The following is a 17684-nucleotide window of genomic DNA, read 5'->3' on the forward strand; positions in this document are numbered from 1 at the left end:
GAGGGATTATATCACAAGAATAAAAGGCCGTCAATAAAAAAACTAATTCAATAGTTTTTCAATATCTTTTTTTAAGTCTTCAGGTGTAACAGTAGGAGCATAGGCAGTAACCCCTTCTCCCGTTTTATCGACTAAAAATTTGGCAAAATTCCATTTTATGTCTTCACCGTTTGAAGCTTTTTTTAAAAAAGAAAAAAGAGGTTCGGTATTTTCACCGTTGACTTCAATTTTTGCCATTATGGGGAAAGAAACCCCATACTTACTTTGAGCAAAATTTCTGATTTCTTCGTTTGTGCCCGGATCTTGACCGCCGAATTGATTACATGGAAAAGCTGCAACAAGAAATTTTTTATCCTTGTATTCTTTGTATAATGCTTCCAAACCTTGGAAGTGAGGAGTAAGCCCTCACTCACAAGCCGTGTTCACGATTAAAATAACATAATCTTTGTAATCCTTAAAAGAAAAGTTATTTCCTAAGCTGTCCTTAACTGTGTAATTATAAATTCCCATTAAATTTCTCCTTAAAAATTTCGTTTAATGTTTTTGTAATTTTTAATCCCAAGCCTTCATCAAATTTTATTTTCTTCCGATCGTAGGTAAAAAGGCCATTTATTTCGTCTTCTACATCGCTTACCTGCGTGTAGATTGAAGCACTCAAGCCCTTTTCAATAGCAGGAAAAACATCCTTTACATAAAGCTTCCAAACAGCATCATTCAACTCTTCTTTGGTTTTGAACATTTTGTAGCCGAATAAAATATCGGAGCTCATGTGTTCTTGAACCGGCAAACTGAAGCCTCCGAATTCCGTAAGGGCGAGTACCCTGCCCCGATTATCTTTTTTAGGTCTAAAAGCCTTATAATAAATGTGATAACTGTGAAAGTCCCCGGCTCCCTGATCGAAGTAACCGCTTGCATGGTCGATTAAGCGGGCAGCATCTTTTTTACGTACAAGGGCGGCTGCTGAGGCGGCATCAAACTGGCCCCAACCTTCGTTAAAAGGAACCCAGACTGCAATAGAGCTTATGTTGTATAATAAATCGATAGTACGTTCCGCATCGCGCATAAAATTTTTCCGGCCGGTTTCGCTTTTTCTTCCGTGAAGAGCATAACGGCTTTTTCCGTCTTTAAAATTAAAACCAAGCCAAGGAGCATACTTTACGACAAAGTCCTTATATGGACCGCCTCCGCTTACAAAGTCCTGCCAAACAAGCATACCGATTTTATCGCAGTGATAATACCAGCGAAGCGGCTCTATTTTTATGTGTTTTCTGAGCATATTAAAACCCATGTTTTTAAGAGTTTTAATTTCCCATATCATAGCTTCATCGGAAGGAGGAGTGTACATGCCGTCACTCCAATAGCCCTGATCCAAAAGGCCGTGATGAAAAATAGGCTTTCCGTTTAAACTTAAAACAGGCCCTGCTTTCCCTTTAAGAATACCGAATTCCCTCATACCGAAATAGGACCGTATACTGTCTTTTCCCGCTTTGACTTCAAAGTCATATAAAAAGGGGCTTTCGGGGCTCCAGCTTTTAAAGTCATCGGGCATTTTTACAAGGGCGCGGTTGTTTTGAAAAAGGCCTTCAGCAACCGCTTTTTCCCCGTCAAAGATTTTAACCGAAGCATTGGCTCCGAGAGGAACAGACTCGGCTCCGCACATAAAAAGCTCCAATTCAACCTCTGCATTTTTAAAGTGAGGGGTTATTTTTACACTCTGAATATAGGTTTCGGGAACTTTTTCAGCCCATACCGTTTGCCAGATACCGCTTTGTCCCGTGTACCAAATCTCTCCGCGGTTGAGGGTCTGCTTTCCGTAAGCTTCATCGCCCGTATCCGTATCATCCGTAACGGAGACTACAACTTCGTTTTTACCGTCCTTTAAAAAACCGCTTATATCGAAATAAAAGGGCCAATAGCCTCCGGAATGGGAGCCGGCCTTTTTTCCGTTTATATAGACCGAACAATGCTGATCAACCGCCCCGAAATGCAATAAAAGCCTTTCCCCATCCTTACACTTTTCAAAGGTAAATTCTCTGCGGTACCATAATCTTTTTCCGGGAAGGAGCCGTTTTCCGATGCCCGACAAAAGGCTTTCGGGCGAAAAAGGAACAATGATAGCTCCGTCCCATGTTTTGGGAACCTCTTCTGTCTCCGTTATTGCATAGTCCCACCGTCCGTTTAAACACTGCCAGTTTTCCCTTACAAGTTGAGGCCTCGGATATTCGTTTAAGGGACAGTCTTGATTTAGGCTTTTGCCCCAAGGCGTTAAAAGCGGTTTTATAGGTTTATTTTTTCTCATAGGATTCAGTGTCCTTAGGCTCATTGTTTTTTCGCTTATTGTAAAGCTTAGATGCAAAGTAAAGTGGAATAAAGGCGCAGAGTGCTAAAACGGCACCACATACATAGATAGACTCTACGGGAATATTTTCGGTTATGCCGAATTCGTTTACCACCGAGCCTGCCCCATTTTTTACCAAAAAATTTCCTATTATTGTTCCGATAATCATCGGAGTCAACACAAAAAAGAGGATGCGCATACCTTCAAACTGTCCTCGAGAAGTTTCGGGGTATAGCTCTTTTACCCACATAGTCATCGATTGGGTTACAAGAATCTGTCCCGTACCGGCTAAAAATACGGACAAAAAAAGAGGAATATTTTTCAGGCTGAACACTGCATCAGGGTTGACCGAGGCCGGCTTTATAAAAAGAGATAAAATACAAAGGCCCAAACTGTTAAGAATAATTGCAAATGCGGCAAGGCGCGGGGTTCGGCTTTTATTTATAAGGCCTATTGCAGGAATAACCGATAAGGAGGCAGCAAGCAAACTTAAACCCTGAATTATTCCCATGCGGGCAGCATCAAAGCCCATGCGGTAAATCATCCAGTTTCCCATGTGAACAAAATAAACATTAAACGAAATAAAAAAGACGGCTGTCGTTATACAGGCGAGCATCAGTTCTTTATGCGAAAAAAAGCCTTCAGCCTTAAAAATCGCAGCAAACTGTTTGCCAAAAGAACCCTCCTTATGCGGTTTTAAATCGGGAGCATCCTTTAACAAAAAAAGTGAAATAAGACCGGTACCTATGACAAACAAACCCATAGACCAAAAAAGACGCTGGTAATTGTTTTCGGATCCTATTAAAAGACCGCCGAGCACCGTACCGACTATCGTACCTATAACGGGCTGAATTGCAAGCACAGCCCCAACCTGTCCGCGGTTTTTATCCGTCGTCATATCGTTGCTCCATGCGTTGTAGCCAGAGTCGTTTCCCATCGAACCGAAAAAACTCATAAAATCGTCGGCAAGGATAACAAGAACGGCAGCCCATACAGATACCTTAGCCCCTGTTCCTACCTGCCCTCTTCCTACAAATTCGGTTAAGCCGAAAAGGATGGTGGTAAGCCCCCAGACGACGTAGCCTATCGAAACAAAGCGGCGTCTTGAGCCTATCCTATCGGATAAGGTGCCGAATAAAAAAGTTGAAAATGTTGTTACTAATGCACTCGTAATAACCATGAGGGTTACTATCGAAGAATCTTTTGCTATTTTAGCATATACAAATGTATTAAACCATTGATTTTCGATGTTCCAGCATAACTGCCCCGCAAGGCCCAAGCCCCACATTAAAAACCAAAAGCGCTTTGTACCGATAAGAGCTTCTTTTTTTATATCCATGTTTTTAAGCATTTATAAAAATCTCCTCCGTCTATACTCTAAAATAAGAGAGAATTATTGTCAAGCGACAGACTAAAAAATCCTTTATTTTAGTTTTCAATTTACACTAGACAAGGCACCTAGATAAATGCTATTATCACGGGTTCTATGATAAAAAAAGACGATAATTATGCTCTTTTAGGAATTTCACCTGAAGCCTCGGTTGCCGAGATCAAAACTGCTTTTAGAAAAAAAGCAAAACTCCATCATCCGGATTTGATTCAATATAAAACAAAAGACGAAAAAGAAAAATCCGAGTCGGCTATGAGGCTTCTTTTAAATGCCTATCAAAACATCTTAAAAGAAAAAACGGACAGTGAAAATCCCTTTGATTATTTCGATTTTTTTTCAAAGAAAAATGCGGCCGAAAGTTTTGATTACCGGCTATGGCTTTTAAAAAAAACGGACTACGAATGCCGGGCTAAGCTCATCTTCTTTGATCTTTTTCACGGATTGGAACAATCTGCCGTAGAAGAATACAATAAAAGAAGAAGCGAGGCGGGAGGCTTCTACCTTTCAAAGTATTTTAATAAAGAAGATTTTATGGACTGCGGTTTTGTCCTTGCAGAAGAGCTTTATTTCCGCGGAGAATATTATGAGTCTTTTTTGCTTTTAGAAGAAATCTTTTATTTGGAAAAACAAAAACCCTACTTTAAACACTTTTTTCCCGAAGTTACTGACTTGATAAAATCCATAATAATCGATAAACTGCATAGATATGTTGAAGACGAACTTGCCATAGACTGTTATGAAGCGGCTTTGGAATTGGATTTTAAAAAGATAGATAGGGCTAACATTTTTAAGCGTATGTCCGAAATATATTATAGGTTTGGAGATACATACAGAGCCTCCCAATATTTAAACAAGGCAATGCAGCTCAGTCCCAAACTAAAAGGAATTAAAATTATTCAAAATCAACTGGAGAATCATTATGATTATAATTAAAACGGAAGAACAAATTAACGGAATCAGAAAATCCTGTAAGGCCCTTGCTCAACTTTTTGAAGAGTTAAGGCCCGTAATCAAGCCCGGGATTAGTACAAAGGAGCTGGATGATTTTTGCGTTAACTATATAAAAAAAATCGGCGGTGTTCCCGCATGGTATTCCGAAGGCTTTCCGGGGGCTGCCTGTATTTCGATAAACGAAGAGGTTATTCACGGTATTCCCAGTAAAAGAATAGTAAAAGACGGAGACCTTGTTTCGATGGATATAGGAATAGACCTAGGAGGATACATCAGCGATTCTTGTGTAACCTACCCTGTAGGCAATGTTTCAAAAGAAAACCTCAAACTTTTGGAGGTTACCACTAAGTGTCTATATGCAGGGATTGAAGCATGTAAGGCAGGCAAAAGAGTTTCCGATATTTCAAAGGCTGTCTTTAATTTGGCTAGTTCCCACAATTACGGGGTTGTTTATGACTATTGCGGACACGGCGTAGGCCTCGGCGTACACGAAGACCCAAGTATTCCGAATGTGCCTGAAAGAATGAGACCAAATCCACGTCTAAGGGCCGGAATGGTAGTCGCAATAGAGCCTATGATTAACATGGGAACTGCCGATGTTGAAGTAAAAAAAGACGGTTGGACTGTCGTAACGGCCGATAGGTCGGTTTCATGCCATATGGAACATACGGTGGCCATCTTTGAAGACCACACCGAAATTTTATCACAGTTATAAGAAGGCCGCTTTGATGAATTCGATTATTTCATGGAATGTAAACGGCATCAGGGCCGTAGAAAAAAAAGGCTTTTTGGATTGGCTTAATACCGAAAATCCGGATGTACTTTGTGTACAGGAAACAAAGGCTGCAAAAGCTCAGCTTAGCAAGGAGCTTACCGAACCCGATCTGCCTAACGGAAAATATTTTGCCTATTGGGCTTCTGCAAAAAAAGCAGGTTATTCGGGAACCGCTATATTTACAAAAAAAGAACCGCTGCAGGTAAGAACTATGGGCTTAAAGGAATTCGATGATGAAGGAAGGGTTTTGGTTGCAGACTTTGACAAGGTTTCGATTATTTCTGCTTATTTTCCCAACTCGCAAGACGGAGGAGCCCGCCTGGATTACAAGCTTGACTTTTGTGCAGCAATCCTCGAATTTTGCGATTCAATACAAGAAGAAGGAAACAATGTAATTCTTTGCGGAGACTACAACATAGCTCACAAACCCATAGACCTTGCAAACCCTAAGAGTAACGAAAAAAATCCCGGCTACCTCCCCGAAGAAAGGGCATGGATGGACGAGTTCACCTCATCGGGTTATACCGACACCTTTAGGCATTTTTGCCAAGAGCCCGCAAAATACACATGGTGGAGCTACCGCTTTAGAGCCAGAGAAAAAAATATCGGTTGGAGACTGGATTATCACTGTGTAAACGATTCCTTTTTAGCTAAGATAAAAGAGTCAATCATTTTGGACGGAGTAATGGGATCGGATCACTGCCCTGTCAAGTTAATCTATTAGTTAAGGCAATTAAAAATCAAGGACAACCGATGAGCAAAACTCACCTCAAAAAACCGAACTTTTTCGAAGTTTCCTATTGACATAATTTGGAAAAACTGATAATATCGCCTGTGTTACGCCGTTGTAGCTCAGTCGGTAGAGCAAAGGACTGAAAATCCTTGTGTCGACAGTTCGATTCTGTCCGACGGCACTTAAAGGGATATAAGATTTTCTTATATCCCTTTTTTTATTAAAAATTATCATAAATTTTGTCTTTTTTTACATATTTTAAATAAAAAATTTAAGTTTTTTTTGTATAAACCCGATAATGTAATTAACGGTCGGGGTTACACAGACGGCATTATTTTGACATCCGGATGCCGTTTTTCTTAACCGATAATGATACGTTTTGAATCTTATTTCAAGAACGTTTAATTTAGAGATTGGCAAAAGTGCCAATCTCTTTTTTTTAAGTCTATTTTAAATAAAGGTATACTTGTAAAGCGGTACCCTTTTTCAGTATAATAAGGCTCATGGCAAAAGGCAGTGCAGAGGAAAAAGAGCCGGCCGTATGGCCGGTCATAAGACGGGACATACGGCCGATCGGCTCTTACGGTATATTTCTTCCCTATTTGATTATCCCATTTCGGCTTAAAAGTGCAAAAGTGCTTTTCCGCTTTTTGCGTACCGTAATACGCGATTTTTTTTGGCTCCAGTTTTCGGTAAAATGGCGCTTTAGGTCTATTCCGGTTTTGGATGTATCACACCCCTTGGACGAATTGATTCCCTTTACACCGGGCAAGGTACAAATCTATTTGAACTTTACAAATTTTTGGATCAGGCCGATGACTTTTTTGTTCCGCCGAATAGGTATAAAAAAGGCCCTGCCGTACTGTGTTGAATACCTTTCACTTATCGAAAAGGCTTATTCCGATGCTGCAAGGGTGTACCGGTTTTGCATGACGACAACAAACCGTCCCGATTATAAAGCCGATAAAGCATTTAAAATGATTCACGCCCTCGATCCGCATTTATTATGTGTTCCTAGTCTGCATGTTTCAATCGTTATTCTTGCTTCAGTGTATTATGCGGAAGTTTTTAAAAAAGACGATTTTACCAAAGAAGAGAGGGAAACCTATACGGCGGAATTAAAAGAGGGAGCTTTAGAGATTATTGAAAGCGTATTGTATGTAAAACAGCATAGTGTAAACTGTATTCCGGCGGCAATGTATATGATGCTTTATGTGCTCAAAGACCGGTTTACTATAAGCAATGGGGTCAATATTATAGACAGCCTGTTTGAGGATGCCGAAATGATTTCAGAACAGGAAAAAAAAGAAGTTAGAGCCCACATTCATTTTATGTTTGAACGCCTGCTCCTGGAGGGCTCGAACGAAGACGATTGGACCGTTCCGGTCAAGAGATGGCTTAAAACCTATCTACCCTGTGCTTTGAAATAATCGGTAACGTGAGGCAATGCGAGTCCTTGCCTTTTTTATATGTAAATGTTATAATAAGGATATAGAAATTTATGATAAGGAGTATGCAAATGGCTTATAAAATTTCTAATGAATGCACGAACTGTGCCGCGTGCGAAAGTGAATGCCCCGTAAACGCTATCAGCGAAGCCGGCGGCAAACACGTAATTGATGCTGATACATGTATCAGCTGTGGTGCTTGTGCAGGCGTTTGCCCTGTGGAAGCAATCTCAGAGGAATAATCAGCTTAAATTTTTAGGCAGGTTAAACCTTAATCACGAGTCCGGAGGGTTTTTATGAGTTTTGGAAAAATTATTAAGGGATACGGGTCCGTTTTTTTCGGCCTGTTGACCTTTTCGGCCATCGCCGGAGTGTGTGTACTTGCAGGTATTGCAGTAGCCTACCCCTTGTGGCTCTTAGCTGCTACAAATGTGAGTTTGTACACAATAATTTCCATAAGCATCTTTTTATGCGGGATTCTTTACCTATTGGTAAAAAAAGCAGTCAAGTCATATAAAAAAAGCCCTCGCGGACTCATCATTTCCATCTTAAAAAAAATAACCGTAATAGGCGGTATTATCTTATGTATCAAATTGGTTTTGACATTTAATAAAATACCGGCGTTAGTTGTACTTATTTTAATTTTTGTTATCTACGGTTTTTTAGCCTTCGGTATAGACCAATCAAAAAATAACGGTAATGAAGGCTTTTAAATTTCTATTTTTGTTCTTCTTTTTATCGGGCTCAATCTTAAAGGCCCAGGTCCCCTACCCTCAAATAGAAAAATTAAATATTGACGATTATATCTTTGTTCAATACAGTGATGATGTGGCAGATGCACGCAAGGCTTTAGCCTTAGCTAAAACAGGAAATGAACTGCCTATCAGATTTTATACGTACAAGGCGAACAGTGAAGACACCATAATAAAAATCGCAGCACGTTGTTCTATTCCTTATGATGCAATCGTTACATTAAATAGAATTGAGTCAGTCCAAACAGACATTGCAGGACGGGTTCTGATTCTTCCGACAATGCCGGCGGTTTATCTTCCTGAAAAAGCCCTTTCAAGTATCGAAAAACTCACTGAAGCTCTTTTTAGAAAGAATAAAACGGAACCGCTAAAAATAAAAATATACGGCCCTGAAGAAAAACGGGAGATATTTTGTTTTCCGGGAGAGATTTTTGACGGAACTGTGAGAGCCTTTTTCTTTATGCCTTTTTACCGTTTTCCTCTTAAAGATGCGATTATAACTTCAGGCTTCGGAAAAAGGCAGGACCCATTTACAGGCAAGGCGAGTTATCATCCGGGAATAGACATTGCTGCTCCCACGGGAAGCCCTGTCATGGCTTGTGCCGCAGGCAGGGTAAAGGAAATATCTTATAACAAGGTTTATGGAAACTATATTATTTTAAACCATACCGACGGAAGAGCCAGCCTATACGGCCATTTGAGCAAGGTCTATGCGAGCTTGAATGAAACCATAAAATCGGGTACAATTATCGGTGCTGTGGGTTCTACAGGAATGTCTACGGGACCGCATCTTCATTTTGAAATACATGAGCAAGGTATACCGAAAAATCCTGCCAATTTTGTAAACACACAAAAATAGGAAGTTATGATAAACAGTTCGGCAAAATTCAGCCTCACTGTTATCTGCTTATTATGGGAGTTAACATGAAAGAAACTAAGTTCTTAACCGATGAATACAAAGAAGAATTCGACAAGCTTGTATCTCATCCCATTCAATCATGGGTTTGGGGCGACTTTAAAAAAAGTATGGGAGCTGTTTCCGAAAGAATAGGTTTCTTTGAAAACGGAAAATTAAAAAACGGAATTCAGATTATTTTTTCTAAAATACCTAAGACCAATTATACGGTTGGGATAGCCTCAAAAACAATAATGCCGGAACAAGAACACATCGAAGCCTTAAAAGAGGCGGCAAAAAAACATAGAGCCGTATTTATAAAAGTAGAACCGGATGTATTTAGTCCTGTACAAAAAGATAACTCTTTAGAAGAGACTTCTTCGGATGCAGGATTTTTAGAAGCTCTTATTGAAGACAAGAAAAAAATTTTGTTGAAAAACGGAGCAAAAAACGGAAAGCCTTTTTTTGAAAAATATAATTTTCTTTTAAATATAGAAAAAACCGAAGAAGAGCTTTTAGCCTCTTTTCATTCCAAAACAAGGTATAATATCCGCCTTGCCGAAAAAAAAGGAGTAAGCATAATAGATAAGAGCACCGAAGAAGGTATGGAAGATTATATAAGGCTGATGGAAGAAACGACAAAAAGACAGGGCTTTTTTAACCATAACGGGGAATACTTTAGACAGATGTTCAAAATCTTCCCAAAAGATATCCTTAGAATATTTAAAGCCGTTTATGGAGATGAAGTTTTAACTGCATGGATTCTTTTTAAATTTAACGGAAAACTTTATTACCCTTATGGAGCTTCAAGCAATAGTCATAGGGAATTGATGCCTAATAACCTCATCATGTGGAAGGCTATTCAATATGGAAAAAAGTTAAATTGCTCTATTTTTGATCTTTGGGGCTGTTTAGGCCCTGATCCGGATACGGCGGATTCATGGTACGGGTTTCATAAATTTAAGGCAGGATATAATCCTCAGTTGGTAGAATACATAGGCACATTCGACTTTGTATATAAGCCTTTTATGTACAGACTTTTTAATCTTGCAGATAAAATCAGATGGATTATTTTAAAAAATAAACGCAGATAGCTTTAAGTTTTTTTATCCTTAGCCGATAAATAAATATCGGCGGATGGTTCCCCTCCCACCCACCGTCTGCCGATAGCCTGATGGGCGGGCCGGTTTTTTAACCGGCTCTTTTTTTACACCAAGCTTTTATGATGAAGACGGCCTTCTCTACTTTGCAGAAAGACTTATAACCTACCTACTTGTAAAAAACTTAAAATTATGTTTTTATATATGACTATGAATAAGCTGAGCAAGATAATATATCTATACCTTATTTTGATTTTCTTGATCCTAGCCGGAGGATCCTTTGCCCTAGGAAAAATGATGGCAATGACGAAAAACATAAAACAAAGCGAATTATTTGTCGACTTTAATCCGGCCCTGCCGTCAAGAATATTGGACATAAGAGGCGATCTTATTACCGAATTCTCCTTGGACGAAAAGCGGGAACTTATCAATTACGGAGACATTTCGCCCAACCTGATTGCAGCTCTTTTAGCCCGTGAAGACCGTCTGTTTTACGAGCACAAGGGTTTTAGAATGAAATCGATTATCAGGGCTGTCATAGGACAACTTACAAGAAGGTCATTAGGAGGCGGAAGTACAATTACTCAGCAAATCGCAGGTATTCTCTATTGCGACAGAACCGATAAAAGTGTAAAAAGAAAAATAAAAGAGCTTTGGTGGGCTATCCAGATGGAAAGACGGCACTCAAAAGATGAGATAATGATGCTCTACCTAAATGAAGCCTATTTTGGTGGCGGAACAAACGGTGTAAGTGCGGCATCCCGCTTTTATTTCGGACACTCAGCCTCTGAACTGACACCGGCAGAAGCAGCCATCTTAATTATTCAGCTTTCAAACCCTACAAAATACAATCCATTTAATTACCCGAACAGGGCAAAAGAAAGACAGGAAAATGTTCTTGAAGGGATGATAAACCTCGGCTTTATATCAAAGGAAGAGGCTTCGGAATCTTTTGAAGACTATTGGGCTAACTTTGACTATACCCGAATTGCCCTATCGGCATGGCTTACCCGCGAAGATAAGGCCAGATGGTTTTCGGAATATGTAAGGCGTGAAGTGGCCGACAATATGCTGTATGGCACTATGAACCTTTATAAGGACGGATATACCGTACATACGACATGCGATTTAAGGCATCAAGAAATAGCAGATAGGGAGTTTCAAAAATACATTGCAATAGCCAATGACAGGGTTTCGGCCTCAACCTCCACATCATTCAGTCAGGCGGAACAATACAGTAACCTGACTGCCCTTTTAACCCTTTGCTTCGGAATAGAATCCCTGAATGTGGGAGAAAAACAGCTCAAGGTAAAAACCTCTTCCTATTATCAAAACAAACTGAACAGTACCATTGATGTACTAGCCCTAATGTGCGGTATAGACAACCTAAAAACTCTTACCAAACAATCAACAGCTAAAATGCAGGAAGTATTGATGGAAAGGGTGGTAGAAGGTACCTTTATCTCTATCGAAAATGAAACAGGATATATAACGGCCCTTATCGGCGGAAGCCAATACAGTGAAAGCAATCAGCTTATAAGGGCAACTCAATCAAAACTGCAAGTAGGAAGTACAATAAAACCTCTGATATATTCTGCAGCAATTGACGAAAAGGTAATCACAGCCGCTACAAGAATGGATGATACTCCTCAGGTTTTTGAGTCTGCCGACGGAGTACAGTATATTCCGAATAACTATGGCGGAAAATGGAACGGAACTGTTCTGGTATATAAGGCACTGCCCCTTTCATTAAATATTCCCGCTATAAAAACTCTCGAATTGGTAGGCTTTGATAGAGCCATAGACCGCATTGCCGGACTTATGGGAATCACGGACCCTGTTGAAATTGATAGGACATTTGAAAAGGTATATCCTTTGGCTCTCGGAATAAGCGCCGTAACACCTGTCCAGCTTTTAAGAGCCTTTGCTGTCTTCGGAAATCAGGGACGTGCCGTAGATCCGATAGCCGTAAGAGCCATAGAAAACAGGGACGGAGTTACAATCATGGATCCTGAACTTGACCTTAGAATTGAGCAAAGAAAGCGCGGAGCAGCTATGCAGGTTATAAGTCCGAGCAATGCCTTTATAATGACTGAGATTTTAAAAAAGACTATTACTCTGGGAACCTTGTTCAGTGCTTCTTCAGGCGGTAGTAAATTTGATTATAAAGATGAAAAAACAGGCAGAATATTTAGAATGCCGATGGCCGCAAAAACCGGAACAACACAAAACTGGTCGGACTCATGGGCGGCAATATATTCTCCATACTACTCTGCTATTGTATGGTATGGATTTGACAGAGGCGGGTATTCCTTAGGCACCGATAACACCGGAGCAGCTCTTTCAGGCTATGTAGCGGCAAACTTTATGCGTGAGGTACATAAAAATAAGCCCTTTAAAGACTTTGTAAGGCCCGAAAAAGGGGTAATAATGGTCGATGTATGTAAAAAATCGGGAATGATTCCTTCGGAAAACTGTACAGACGAAACCATTACCCTTCCCTTTTTATATGGAACAGAGCCGACCGAAATTTGTACGGAGCATACAGCCGGTATAAAATTACGGGATATCGGTATAGACAGAATTAAGGGCTCAGGAATGGCTCAAGGAGAAGAAGAAATAAAAATAGACACAGCACCTATTGAAATAGATCCTTCAATTTTTATAGATCCTCCGGCAGGCGGTGAAGGCGCAACCAAAACTAAAAATACTGAGGAAGTGTCAACCGAATCGGGAAATCCATGAATATAAAATAAAATTAGTCTTATCTTGCTATTGACTTTTTTTTTATTATCTGATAAAATCCATCTCAGTTGCGGCGGTGGTGGAATGGTAGACACGTCAGCTTGAGGTGCTGATGCCTTAACGGGTGTGCTGGTTCAAGTCCAGTTCGCCGCAAAAAAAAAGGTTTATTCGTGCGGAGGGTTTAATACCCCGACGCTTGCGTCGGGGTTGTTGATTTTAAGCGGTATAACTATACCACTTGAGATAAACTTTTTTTTTGCATAATTATTTTTGAACATAAAAAAAGCCCTTATAAGAAAATCATCTTATAAGGGCTTTATACTAAAGCTTTGTATAATTTTTAACGCTTATTTAAAGAGCTCGTATATTTCGTTGCGGTAAAGCTGATTTATCTTATGACGCATCATCTCGCCCTTTGCAGACAATTCCCGTCCTGCCTGAAACTCTTCCGGAAGCAGCACAATCTTGTTTATCCTTTCAAATAGTTTAAATCCTGTTTTTGAGTTAACCAGCTCTGCAACTTCAGCCTCATACATTTTCTGTACATTAGAGTCATGTATAAGCTCAGTAACAGGTACATTTCGTAATCCGTTATTTGCAGCCCATGATTGGAGGTTTTCTTTATGAACAACTATCAAAGCCCCCAAAGACCTTTGGTCTTGTCCCAAAACAACAGCTATTGAAATTAATGGAGACTCTTGCAGTTTTACCTCAATCGGAACAGGCTCGATGTTTTCGCCGCCCCTTAGAACTATCGTATTTTTTCGGCGTCCTTTAAGAATTAACTCTCCGTCAACAGTCTTTATTGCAAGGTCGCCGGTATCAAACCATCCGTCCTTATCGATAACTTCCGCAGTTCTTTCCGGATCCTTATAATAACCCTTTGTTACGGCATCACCACGTACAAGGAGCAAGCCTTTTCGGTTATGAGTCAATTCTTTTCCGTTTTTGTCGATGATTTTTGACTCAAAACACGCAAGCGGTGTACCCAGTGTTCCGAACACGGGTTTAGGCATCGGACGAACCGAAATAACGGGTGCAGTCTCGGTAATACCATAACCTTCCATTACATTTATACGGATAGCCCAGAAAAATTCGTCAACATTGGGCGGCAAGGCACCTCCGCCTGAAACACCCGCTCTAAAACATTTACCGAACTTTTTACGAATCGCGCGGTAAATAAGAAGATCTCCGATATAATAAAGAGGAGCTATACACAAAAGAGGAAGCACGGCCAAGATTGGATAGATTACCTTAGTTTTTCGTTGGAAGTGAGGACATTGACCGGTTACCCTGCGCTTTAAACGCATCGTCTTTATTCCGACTTCAATAAAGAACAAGAAAAGATAGTAAAGAGGACGTCCTCTTTTTTTCATAGCCTTAAAGATACCGTCATAAACAGCCTCCCAAATTCGCGGAACAGAGGGAAAAAGAGTCGGATTTATCTTTAACATATCTGCTAAAAGAATGCTTCCTATCGGCTTTGAATAAGCGATAGTACCGCCCGAAATTATTATAACATATTCGCAAGCCCTTTCAAAGGAATGCCAAACCGGAAGAACCGAAATTGCTTTTTGGCCGGGCTTAAGAATAATCCTATCCGGAAGCTCAACAAGCTGAGTCATAAAGTTTCTATGGGTCATAGTAACACCCTTAGGATTGCCCGTAGTACCTGATGTAAAGATTATTGAAGCCAAATCATCGGTATCTACATTTTCGGCATATTCTTCAGGTTTAAATTTACCTTCAATCCTAGCCGACTTACCCAAGTCAATAATATCGGCATATGTATGGAATTCGATTTTTCTTTCTTTTAGATTGAATTCTTCTTCAAGCTTTTTAAAATCAACATTATCGATACTGATTATAGACTCCAGCAGGGGGATTTCTGCAATATGGACAAGGACTTTCCGAATTTGAGCTTCATTTTCTAAAACGGCAAATTTACACTCCGAAAAAGAAAGAATGTGGGTAATTTCCTGCTCGGTGGCATCACAGCCCCGCGGAACATCGGCAGCCCCGATATTCATAATACCGAAACTTGCATGAAGCCATTCTTTACGGTTGTCGGCTATAAGACCTATGTGATCCTTTGGTCTTGCCCCTATGGAAAGCAAGCCCGCCGCAAAATCAAGCGCCGTTTCATAAAGCTCCTTGTAAGAAAGGCTTTTAAATTCCTTATCTTCGCCCTTAAACATTTGGGCTCTTATGTTGGGATATTTTTCCGAAATCCGTTTTAATAATAACGGTAGTGATTTGTCTAGAGTTCTCATACTATAAATGCTATCATAAATGTAAGAATATATCAATATATGAAGAAAAAATGTCAATCATTTATGTCAATAAATATGTCATATCAGCTTGATTTATATAGAGAAAATTGATATTATCCTAAAGGTTTAAGGTATTGCTTTTATGTACCTTTTAGGTCATCATAAGATACGCTTAACTTAAGGAGAAAAGGTTATGAAACACAAAAAAATTTTTCTTTGCGGTATTGCAATAGTATTAATTTTAGCATCATGTAAACAAGGTTTTTTAAAAAAAGTCAAAATAAAGGCTTCCCCGCAAGTTAAGGTTAATCTGGGTAGTAAGGAAGTAAATGTAGGAAATATTCTTTATGACAATATCGAAAAAAACTTAAAAGGCATTAATGATTTAAAAGTTTATAAATATACGCCAAAAGATAATCAAGGTAATACTCTTCACTATTTGTTTCACTATGAAGTGCCTAAAAAAGAAATAGATATGACGGAATATGTAGACAAAATAAACAGCATACCCTCAAAACAAGAAATAACCATTCCTACAATATCCGTAAATATTCCAACTATTAATATTAGTCACACTACGGGAACATTAAAGTCTGTACAAAACATAACCGGTAATGATCTGAGTATAAATAACGAAAAAATTGATATATCTCCTGACATTTCTATCCCATTAACTACACCTAATTTATCCTATGCGGACATCGAAAAGGGAATTCTGGAAATAACCCTAGACGGAATAGATGATACTTTAAAAGAAAAACTTACAATAAATTGCGAACATGTACAAATAAATCAAGGCAGTCAACTTTTAGGAAATTTTGAAAAAAAGGATAATCTAACAGGTAGCCTTAATTTAAAAAATAAACGAATTACAAACAATATAATTAAAGTTTCAGGACATGTAGAGATAAACGGTACAATTCCTGCCGATTATACACAAACAATCAATCTAGCATTAAAAATCAGCTCCAATATAGAAAAATTTAAAGAAATTAAAATTAATAACCAAACAATCTCAACAGATATTAATGAAACTATAACTATACCGGTCGATATAAAGAATTATATTGAAGAAATAACTTTAGATCCTATTTCTATAAAGGCTACCATAAAAAATAAATTATCTGCCGATATAGGAATAAAATTAGAATCTTCAGCCCTCAATATTCATCAAACAGAATTTACTCAATTTACAGCAAACCCCACCAATGATACACCTCAAGAAAAAGACATATTTAAAGGAAAAAGCACACTGATACTCAATACTACCCCTTCCTTGGATATTAATGTGAACATCAACATTGAAGGGTATAATTCTACTGATAAAACTTTAACTCTTTACAATATTACTCCGGGAGCGGAATACTCATTCGAAGGAGAAGCAACACTAAAATTCGAGTTAGGAAAAGTTGTAATTAAGCCTTTAGGAACAAATTTAAACATTGCAAATACATATACTATCAATACAGATATATTAAAAAATAACGAAATTTTAAGCAAAATAAGCCCTAAACCTATTACTGCTTATATATATCTTGTTTCCGATTTATCAGATAAAGAGGCACCTTTCCTAACTACAAAGATAAATCTCGAATACGGCAGCACAACAAAAGAAATTATTGATAAGAGTAATGAACAAACACCATTCGTGTCAGATCCCATCTTTATTAATAATATTCCTAACGCCAGTATAAAGCAAGATTCTATAGACTTAGGAAATATTTTTGAATCGAAACCTGAAACAATTAAATTTAAAATTAACATGAGTTTAAACAAGCTCACGGTTACAAAAGATATAATAAATAAAATAAAAAAAGATAAAAAGGCTGAATTTAAAGCACACGCCCTTCTTGATATACCTCTGGCTATAACAATCAAAAATGACATAGTTGAAGAGATGTCTATCAATGATTTATTATCAAGAAAAGCAGGAGACAACATATCCGGCCCATTCAATCAAGCTATTGATTCAATCAAAGAATTGAACCTTATTATTGAGTATACAAATAATACGGGTCTGACACTTGATGCAAGAATTTATAATCCCGAATGGAAAGACGGCAGTATATTTAAATTTGAAAAAAAACTAAAACTAAAAGACAAGGGCCCAATACACATCAATCTATCAAAAGAGGATATACAAAACATAATGAAAAAAAATCCGTTTCCAATAAAAATAGAGGTAAAAATTCCTAAGGATAGCAACATTGATATCAAAAACGGCTCATTCAACTTTTCGGCTTATACTGTCGCAAATATGGATATAAATTATGAATTTTAAAAG

General features: G+C 38.7%; 14 protein-coding genes and 2 tRNA genes. 12 read left to right on the forward strand and 4 right to left on the reverse strand.

The window, feature by feature from the left end; genetic code table 11:
* Nucleotides 1-42: 42 nt before the first annotated feature.
* Genes HGJ18_RS05070 through HGJ18_RS05080 form a run of 3 tightly spaced genes read right to left on the reverse strand, consistent with a single transcriptional unit; the run spans nt 43 to nt 3689 of the window.
* Nucleotides 43-510 carry a glutathione peroxidase gene (locus tag HGJ18_RS05070; protein WP_253698003.1) on the reverse strand — a complete coding sequence of 156 codons (468 nt, stop codon included), beginning with the start codon at nt 508-510 and terminating at the stop codon, nt 43-45.
* On the reverse strand, nt 497-2299 hold the full coding sequence (locus tag HGJ18_RS05075; protein WP_253698004.1) for a glycoside hydrolase family 2 protein: 1803 nt from the start codon (nt 2297-2299) through the stop codon (nt 497-499). Before HGJ18_RS05075 ends, HGJ18_RS05070 begins: the two co-directional genes overlap by 14 nt.
* Entirely contained in the window at nt 2286-3689 is a 1404-nt protein-coding gene (locus HGJ18_RS05080) for an MFS transporter (protein ID WP_253698005.1), read from the reverse strand. The genes HGJ18_RS05075 and HGJ18_RS05080 overlap by 14 nt, the downstream gene beginning before the upstream one ends.
* A gap of 135 nt (nt 3690-3824) precedes the next feature.
* Between HGJ18_RS05080 and HGJ18_RS05085 the strand changes: the two genes are divergently transcribed.
* The 11 genes from HGJ18_RS05085 to HGJ18_RS05135 all read left to right on the forward strand — a co-directional run bounded on the left by HGJ18_RS05085 (nt 3825) and on the right by HGJ18_RS05135 (nt 13280).
* Nucleotides 3825-4661 (forward strand): DnaJ domain-containing protein, encoded by an 837-nt coding sequence (locus HGJ18_RS05085; protein ID WP_253698006.1) that lies wholly within the window; start codon nt 3825-3827, stop codon nt 4659-4661.
* Nucleotides 4648-5394, forward strand: coding sequence for a type I methionyl aminopeptidase (map, locus tag HGJ18_RS05090; protein WP_253698007.1), 747 nt, complete (start codon nt 4648-4650; stop codon nt 5392-5394). The genes HGJ18_RS05085 and map overlap by 14 nt, the downstream gene beginning before the upstream one ends.
* Nucleotides 5395-5407: 13 nt before the next feature.
* Nucleotides 5408-6178 carry an exodeoxyribonuclease III gene (locus HGJ18_RS05095; protein WP_253698008.1) on the forward strand — a complete coding sequence of 257 codons (771 nt, stop codon included), beginning with the start codon at nt 5408-5410 and terminating at the stop codon, nt 6176-6178.
* A gap of 117 nt (nt 6179-6295) precedes the next feature.
* Nucleotides 6296-6368 (forward strand) — tRNA-Phe (locus tag HGJ18_RS05100).
* A gap of 322 nt (nt 6369-6690) precedes the next feature.
* A complete protein-coding gene (locus HGJ18_RS05105) occupies nt 6691-7617 on the forward strand; it encodes a hypothetical protein (RefSeq protein WP_253698009.1) in 927 nt (308 codons plus the stop codon).
* 89 nt (nt 7618-7706) lie between these two features.
* On the forward strand, nt 7707-7877 hold the full coding sequence (fdxA, locus tag HGJ18_RS05110) for a 4Fe-4S ferredoxin (protein WP_002670897.1): 171 nt from the start codon (nt 7707-7709) through the stop codon (nt 7875-7877).
* Nucleotides 7878-7931: 54 nt separating this feature from the next.
* On the forward strand, nt 7932-8348 hold the full coding sequence (locus HGJ18_RS05115; RefSeq protein WP_253698010.1) for a hypothetical protein: 417 nt from the start codon (nt 7932-7934) through the stop codon (nt 8346-8348).
* Entirely contained in the window at nt 8335-9246 is a 912-nt protein-coding gene (locus tag HGJ18_RS05120) for a LysM peptidoglycan-binding domain-containing M23 family metallopeptidase (RefSeq protein ID WP_253698011.1), read from the forward strand. The genes HGJ18_RS05115 and HGJ18_RS05120 overlap by 14 nt, the downstream gene beginning before the upstream one ends.
* Before the next feature lie 65 nt (nt 9247-9311).
* The gene (locus HGJ18_RS05125; protein ID WP_253698012.1) at nt 9312-10376 is read left to right on the forward strand and encodes a lipid II:glycine glycyltransferase FemX; all 1065 of its coding nucleotides are present in this window, start codon (nt 9312-9314) and stop codon (nt 10374-10376) included.
* Nucleotides 10377-10592: 216 nt separating this feature from the next.
* A complete protein-coding gene (locus HGJ18_RS05130; protein ID WP_253698013.1) occupies nt 10593-13127 on the forward strand; it encodes a penicillin-binding protein 1A in 2535 nt (844 codons plus the stop codon).
* A gap of 70 nt (nt 13128-13197) precedes the next feature.
* Nucleotides 13198-13280, forward strand: a tRNA-Leu gene (locus tag HGJ18_RS05135).
* 194 nt (nt 13281-13474) lie between these two features.
* On the opposite strand, the gene HGJ18_RS05140 is transcribed toward HGJ18_RS05135, so the two are convergent.
* The gene (locus HGJ18_RS05140) at nt 13475-15400 is read right to left on the reverse strand and encodes an AMP-dependent synthetase/ligase (RefSeq protein ID WP_301338933.1); all 1926 of its coding nucleotides are present in this window, start codon (nt 15398-15400) and stop codon (nt 13475-13477) included.
* Nucleotides 15401-15593: 193 nt separating this feature from the next.
* On the opposite strand from HGJ18_RS05140, the gene HGJ18_RS05145 reads away from it, so the two are divergent.
* Nucleotides 15594-17681 carry a hypothetical protein gene (locus HGJ18_RS05145; RefSeq protein WP_253698014.1) on the forward strand — a complete coding sequence of 696 codons (2088 nt, stop codon included), beginning with the start codon at nt 15594-15596 and terminating at the stop codon, nt 17679-17681.
* The last annotated feature ends 3 nt before the right edge of the window (nt 17682-17684 follow it).

This window comes from Treponema denticola (assembly GCF_024181405.1).
Lineage (GTDB): Bacteria > Spirochaetota > Spirochaetia > Treponematales > Treponemataceae > Treponema_B > Treponema_B denticola_D.